Raw genomic sequence first — 6,295 nt, forward strand, 5'->3', positions numbered from 1 at the left:
CGACGGCGCCGTGGTACGGCGCCCGGCGGAAGGTTTTGCGGGCGTCTGCGCCGCCTCACGTCTGCGCCTTGCCTCCGGTGATGCGGGAGACCACCAGGGCCACCAGGATGACCGCGCCGTTGAGGAAGTTCGTCCACTGCGCCGGCACCCCGGCCAGCGCCAGGACGTTGATAATCATGAACAGCAGTAGCACGCCGGTGAACGCGCCGAACACCGTTCCCTTGCCGCCGTTGAGGCTGACCCCGCCGATCACCGCCGCGGCGAAGACCTGGAAGATGGCGCCGTTGCCCTGCGCGGCCGGGACCGAGGCGAGCCGGCCGCTGATCAGCAGCCCGGCGAGGGCCGCCAGCATGCCGGCCACGACGAGGGTGAGCCAGAGGATCCGATCGGTACGGATACCCGCGGCGCGGGCCGCGTCGACGTTGCCGCCGATCGCGTACAGCGCCCGCCCCGGCCGGGTGAAGCCGAGCACCACGATCCCGCCGACGAACAGCAGCAACGACAACCAGATCGACGCCGGTACGCCCAGCCAGGTGGTCGACCCGAGATAGGTCATCGACTCCGGCAGGGCGAAGAACGTCTTGCCGCCGGAGATGCCGGTCAACAGGCCGCGCAGCACGATGAGCATGCCCAGCGTGACGATGAACCCGTTGAGGCCGAAGCGCACGATGAGCAACCCGTTGAACGCGCCGACGAGCGCGCCGACGAGCAGCACCACCGGGACCGCCCAGCCCCCGGACAGCGCGTGCAGGCCGAGGCCGTGGGTGACCGCCGGATCGACGATCAACCAGGCCGCGATGCCCGGCGCGAGCCCGAAGGTGGACTCCAGCGAGAGGTCCATCTTGCCGGCGATCAGCACCACGGTCTCGGCCAGCACCACGATGGAGATCTCCGACATGCTCTGCAGCACGTTCACGATGTTGTCGGACCGCAGGAAGACCGGGTTGACGATGAACCCGACGATCGCGACCGCGATGATGGCCGGCACCAGGGCCAGGTCGCGCAGCCGCGCGATCGCCAGGGTCCGCGGCGGGGGCGTTGCCGGTGGGGGCGACGGCGGCGCCGCGGACGGCGACCCGGGTGCGGTGGAGAGCGTGTCAGACATGGTCGAGATCGACCCCTTCCATGGCGGCCACCAGATCGTTGTCGCGCCAGCCGTGGGCCGCCTCGCGGACCACCCGGCCGGCGAACATCACCAGGACCCGGTCGCAGATACGCAGGTCGTCGAGTTCGTCGGAGACGACGAGCACGGTGCTGCCCCGGCGGCGTACGTCCTCGACGACGCCGAGCAGGGTCTGCTTCGAACGCACGTCGACCCCGGCGGTCGGCGTGATCAGGACCAGCAGCTTCGGGTCGTTGGCCAGCGCCCGGCCCATCACGACCTTCTGCTGGTTGCCCCCGGACAGCTCGGCGACCGGCACCCGCGGCCCGGCCGCCTTGATGGTCAGGTCCGCGATGGTCCGGCGGGCGATCGCGTCGCGCCGGGTCGGGGAGATGAACCCGTGCCGCCGGACCCGCTGCGGGACCGTCATCGTGACGTTCTCCCCGATGGACAGCGCGGGCACCAGGCCCTCCCGGTGGCGGTCCTGCGGCACCAGGCCGACCCCCGCGGCGAGCGCGTCCGGCACGCTGCCCGGCCGCAGCGTACGACCGTCGAGGACGACGGTCCCGGCGACCGGACGGGCCAGCCCGACGATCGCCTCGGCCACCTCGACCTTGCCGCTGCCGCCACCGCCCGCGATGCCGACCACCTCGCCGGCCCGCGCGGTGAGCGAGAACTCGGCACCGGACCTGGTCACCAGGTCACGCACCGACAACACCACCGGTACGTCGTCGGCGGGCGGCGGGCGTTCACCGGCCTCCGGCAGACTCACGTCCTCGCCGGTCATGGCGGCCACCAGGGCCGGGCGGCTCAACTGCGCCACCGGCGCGGTGACGATGTGCCGGGCGTCCCGGAACACCGTCACCTGGTCGCAGATCTCGTAGATCTCCTGCAGGTGGTGGCTGATGAACAGGAAGGTCACGCCCTGGGCCCGCAGGTCCCGGATCCGGTTGAACAGCCGGTTGATCGCGGCGGCGTCGAGCTGGGCGGTGGGCTCGTCGAGGATGATGAACCGCGCGCCGAAGGAGAGCGCCCGGGCGATCTCGAGCACCTGGCGCTGCTCCACCGACAGCGTCGCGGCCGGCTGCCGTACGTCCACGTCGACGGACCAGTCGGCGAGCAGTTGCGCCGCGGCCCGGCGTACGGCGCCCCAGCGGATCAGCCGGTCCACGCCGCGCGCGTGCCGGTTGAGGAAGAGGTTCTCCGCCACGGTCAGCGTGGGGATGATGGTGGACTTCTGGTAGACGCACGCCACCCGCTGCCGCCACGCGTCGCGGTCGCCGAGCGGGGGCGCCGGTCGGCCGTCGAAGGCGACGCACCCGGTGTCGGTGGTCTGCAGGCCGGTGAGGATGCTGACCAGGGTCGACTTGCCGGCACCGTTGCGGCCCACCAGGGCGTGCGTCTCACCCTGCCGGACCAGCAGGTCCACCCCGTCCAGCGCGACCGTCGAACCGAACCGCTTGGTGACGTTCACCGCCTCGACGACGGGCCGGCCGTTGTCCGCCGGCCCGTCGTCGGTGCTCCGCCGGTCACTCATCCGGCGTTGCCCCACAGGGACTTGTCGTCGTACTTCAGGGTGGGTTGGCCGCCGATGCTGGCGCCGTCCAGGGTGACCAGCGGCGCGGCGAGCTGGTCCTCCAGCACGCCGTCGCGGACCTGGATGATGTTGCTGCCGTGGTCGGTGGGACCCGGCTGGAAGGTCTTGCCCTCGATCGCCGCCTTGACGTAGTAGAGACCGTACTTGGCGTACAGGTCGGCCGGCTGGCTGACGGTGGCGTCGATGAGGCCGCTCTTGATGTCCTTGAGTTCCTCGGGGATGCCGTCGTTGGAGACGATGAAGACGTGCTTCGGGTCGGTGGGCGGGACCTGCAGGCCCTTCTGCTTCAGGATCTGCAGCGTGCCGGCCAGCGCGAACGACGACTCCATGTAGATGCCCTTGACGTCGGGGTCCGACGCGAGCCGGGTCTGCAGCTTGGCCGCGGCGACGTCACCCTTCCAGTCGGTGGCCTCGCCGAACACGGTGATGCCCGGGTAGTCCTTCTTCATGCACTCGTTGAACGCCTCGGTGCGGTCCCGGCCGTTGATCGAGTCGAGCCCGCCCTGGAGCATGACGACCTTGCCCTTGCCGCCGAGCTTGGTGCCGAGGAACTGGCAGGCCTTGGTGCCGTAGGCCCGGTTGTCGGCGCGGACCACCATGAAGACCTTGCCGGTGTCCGGCCGGGTGTCGATCGTGACGACCGGGATCTTCTTGCCGGCGAGCTGCTCCAGGGTCGGCGCGATGGCCGCGGTGTCCTGCGGCGCCATCACCACGCCCTTGACGCCCTGGCTGATGAAGGTCTGGGTGTTGGAGATGAGGTTGGCGATGTCGTTCTGCGAGTTGGTCGTCTTGAGCTCGACGTCCAGCTCCTTGGCCGACTGCGGGACGTACTTGATGTAGGAGTTCCAGAAGTCGGTGTCCGAGCGGGGGTAGTCGACGCCGACCAGCGGCGCGGAGCCGCTGGCGCCGCCCCCGGGTGAGTCGCCGTTACCGCAGCCCGCGGTGAACATGGCGGCGCCGACCATCATCGTCAGGCCGACGCTCAGCAGTGCCTTGCGGTCCACCAGTCTCCTCTCGTGGTGCACGTCCATCCGGGTGCGGGACCCGCCCGCAGGTCCGGGCGGCCCGGTCGGCGTCCGGCGGTGTGCCAGGAGCGCGGCCCGTGTGTTGGTGGTCGAGGGTGTGTGTCGTCGTCGTACGGTCGGGTGCGCCGGAGGCGATCCCGGCGCAGGTCGGGTCCGGCTCTCGCCGGACCCGGCATACATCAGATGTCTTTTTATAGAGCAGCTCGCATCCCGTGTCTAGGGTGTGACCACCACGGGTCCGCCGGGTGACCTCCCGGGGCAACGCGGGCCCGACCCGACGGGCTCGGCGGGCGCTGACATCTGATGTCGACCACACGAAAGGGACACGGCGGACGGCTCGTCGCCGGCCGCCGCGACCTCGACCGGCCACCGGCGGCACCCGGTCGGCGCGCGCGTCGGGGCCCGGAACACCGCCGGGCCGCCGCTTGGAGAACGTTAACATCGATACCCTTGGTATTTCCAGAGCGTTTCGGCGGACGCGTTGACGCCGCTCGCCGTCGATGGGTACGTTCAGCGTCACCCATCGATGCCAGGATGCTTCCGGGCTGCGTCGGCGGGCGGGCAGCCGCCGGCGACACCGTCCATGGACTCGACGGAGGCCGGCGCGCGCGGAAAATTCCAGTCCGTGTTGTTAGCGCTAACAGATCCCGGGAGATCCTGTGCCAGAGAACGAAAGCACACGCACGCGTCCCATCGGCTCCCGTCGGCGGCGGGCCCTGCTGGTCGCCGCCACGACCACGATCGCCCTCACCGGGGGCGGTGTCGCGGGCGCGCGACTGGCGTCGGCGGCTGCCGCCGGTTGCCAGGTCAGCTACACCGTCAGCTCCGAATGGCAGGGCGGCTTCGGCGCCAACGTCGCCATCACCAACCTCGGCGACCCGATCACCTCCTGGCGACTGACCTGGACCTTCGGCGCCGGCCAGAGCATCCAACAACTCTGGAACGGCAGCTACACCCAGTCCGGCTCCCAGGTCACCGTCACCAACGCCTCGTACAACGGGAACCTCGGCACGGGTGCCAGCGCCAGCTTCGGCTTCAACGGCTCCTGGACCGGCAGCAACCCCGCCCCGACGTCGTTCGCCCTCAACGGGGTCGCCTGCAACGGCGGCACCACACCCACGACACCGGGACCCACCACCCCGGGACCCACGACCCCGGCACCGACCACGCCGCCGCCCACCACCCCGCCGCCCGCGAGCAGCCTGCCGTGCGACATCTACGCCGCGGGCGGGACGCCCTGCGTGGCCGCGCACAGCACCACCCGCGCCCTGTACGCGGCCTACAACGGCAGCCTCTACCAGGTACGCCGATCCTCCGACAACACCACCCGCAACATCACCCCACTCAGCCCCGGCGGCGCGGCCAACGCGGCCACCCAGGACACCTTCTGCGCCAACACCACCTGCGTCATCACGATCATCTACGACCAGTCCGGACGCGGTAACAACCTCGGCTACCAGGGCTCGGGCGGCATCGGTGGGGCGGTCCAACCCGCGGTGGCGACCAGGGAGTCGCTGACGGTCGGCGGCGCGAAGGCGTACTCGCTCTTCATCCCCGGCAACAGCAGCTACTGGCGGGACGGTCACACGACCGGCATCCCGACCGGCAGCCAGCCGGAGGGCATGTACATGGTGACCAGCGGGACGCACGTCAACAGCGGCTGCTGCTTCGACTACGGCAACAGCGAGACCACCCGCCGGGCCGACGGGGCCGGTGCGATGGACGCGATCAACTTCAGCACGAGCTGCTGGTTCGGCGGTTGCTCCGGCTCCGGCCCGTGGGTCCAGGCCGACCTGGAGTACGGCCTCTTCCCCGGCGGGAGCAGCTCGTGGAACCCGAACCAGCGGGCGTTCACCAGCAAGTTCGTCACCGCGATCCTGAAGAACAACGGCACCACCCGGATGGCGCTCAAGGGCAGCAACGCGCAGTCGGGCAGCCTCTACACCATCTACGACGGCGCACTGCCCAGGGGCTACAACCCGATGAAGAAGCAGGGCGCCATCATCCTCGGCAGCGGCGGTGACTGCTGCATCAACAACTCCAACCAGAGCGTGGGCACCTTCTACGAGGGCGCCATGGTGGCGGGCTACCCGTCCGACGCCACCGAGAACGCGATCCAGGCGAACATCGTCGCCGCCGGCTACCGCTGACGGGGTCGACCTGCTCCGGCGAGAAGGAGAGGGGCGCCGTTGCCGCGGCGCCCCTCTCCTATTGACCGGCTCCGCAGCCGGCCGGCTCTTTCCCCTGGGATGCGCCTCGGACTCAGCAGGTGTTGGAGAAGTCTTCCCGTCGCGAGCCGCGCTCCAGCCGTTGTTCGATGCCATCGCCAGTTAGTCTTGGACAAGTTCTGTTCGCACCGAACACAACTTGTCCAAGACTGACAACGTCAAACGCTCTCTCAGCTACGAGCCCTGTCTTTGTGGTACAGCGGTAAGTTGAGTTCACCTGGAGCCTTTTTCAAAAGGGTCGGGTGGACCATCGATAGATCTCCAGCTTCGTAACAGTGCGTAGCACTCGTGGGAAGTCGTGGAGAGACCGGCGGTAGCCGGTCTTGAGGATCTTCCAGTTCTT

At 69.6% G+C, this 6,295-nt stretch carries 4 protein-coding genes; 1 reads left to right on the plus strand and 3 read right to left on the minus strand.

Annotation, left to right across the window (positions count from 1 at the left end; genetic code table 11):
* Window positions 1-55: 55 nt before the first annotated feature.
* Genes ACFOX0_RS32005 through ACFOX0_RS32015 form a run of 3 tightly spaced genes read right to left on the minus strand, consistent with a single transcriptional unit; the run spans window position 56 to window position 3,703 of the window.
* Window positions 56-1,105, minus strand: coding sequence for an ABC transporter permease (locus tag ACFOX0_RS32005; RefSeq protein ID WP_377553027.1), 1,050 nt, complete (start codon window positions 1,103-1,105; stop codon window positions 56-58).
* A complete protein-coding gene (locus tag ACFOX0_RS32010) occupies window positions 1,098-2,639 on the minus strand; it encodes a sugar ABC transporter ATP-binding protein (RefSeq protein ID WP_377553029.1) in 1,542 nt (513 codons plus the stop codon). Before ACFOX0_RS32010 ends, ACFOX0_RS32005 begins: the two co-directional genes overlap by 8 nt.
* On the minus strand, window positions 2,636-3,703 hold the full coding sequence (locus ACFOX0_RS32015) for a sugar ABC transporter substrate-binding protein (RefSeq protein ID WP_377553031.1): 1,068 nt from the start codon (window positions 3,701-3,703) through the stop codon (window positions 2,636-2,638). Before ACFOX0_RS32015 ends, ACFOX0_RS32010 begins: the two co-directional genes overlap by 4 nt.
* 680 nt (window positions 3,704-4,383) lie before the next feature.
* On the opposite strand from ACFOX0_RS32015, the gene ACFOX0_RS32020 reads away from it, so the two are divergent.
* Window positions 4,384-5,874, plus strand: a complete 1,491-nt coding sequence (locus ACFOX0_RS32020) for an arabinofuranosidase catalytic domain-containing protein (protein ID WP_377553033.1) — start codon at window positions 4,384-4,386, stop codon at window positions 5,872-5,874.
* The last annotated feature ends 421 nt before the right edge of the window (window positions 5,875-6,295 follow it).

The sequence above is a fragment of the Micromonospora zhanjiangensis genome, assembly GCF_042650605.1.
Lineage (GTDB): Bacteria > Actinomycetota > Actinomycetes > Mycobacteriales > Micromonosporaceae > Micromonospora_J > Micromonospora_J zhanjiangensis.